This window comes from Streptococcus pseudopneumoniae (assembly GCF_001074975.1).
In the GTDB taxonomy this organism is placed as follows: Bacteria; Bacillota; Bacilli; order Lactobacillales; family Streptococcaceae; genus Streptococcus; species Streptococcus pseudopneumoniae_D.
The window spans coordinates 1-576 of record NZ_JUUO01000113.1 but is presented as its reverse complement, the minus strand read 5'-3'; the positions used below and the strand labels follow the sequence as shown (position 1 = coordinate 576).

The 576-nt window shown below is 42.5% G+C and carries 1 protein-coding gene; it reads right to left on the bottom strand.

The features are described 5' to 3' along the window. On the bottom strand, positions 1 to 576 hold a 576-nt coding region (locus ADI86_RS11905), incomplete at both ends, for a mucin-binding protein (protein ID WP_049532305.1).

Here is a 576-nt window from a genome sequence, read left to right as displayed (position 1 = left end):
TTGACCTGGTTTGCTTGGATCTTTTGGATCTGGCAAGTATGGTTTGTAGCCTGGAACATCTGGTACAACTGGTTTACCTGGTTTGCTTGGATCTGTTGGATCATTTGGATATTTCACATCTGGTGTTGATGGGAATTTCGGATCATCAGATTTTGGAACCAAGCTACCAAGCGGTTTGTAAGTAACTGTATCTGTTGCTTCAGGATTTTCTGGAGTAACTGTCTTACCACCGGCTTCTGTCTTATCAGCGTAGTAACCTGGAATTACTGGTACAGATACCTTACCGTAAGTATGGCTCTTCTCATTCCATGTTGTAGTTCCAGAAGCTTTGTTTTCTTTACCAGTAAAGGTGAAGTCATCTTGGACATTGTCTCCTGGAGTCTTATCGCCTGCTCCTTCAAACTTAACTGTTTGTTTAGTTGGTTTCTTCACATCATTTACGATTGGAACGTAGATGATTGGTGTGTCGTCACCTGGTTTTTCAGGAGTGATTGGTTTTCCTGGTTCTACTGGTTGACCTGGTTTGCTTGGATCTTTTGGATCTGGCAAGTATGGTTTGTAGCCTGGAACATCTGG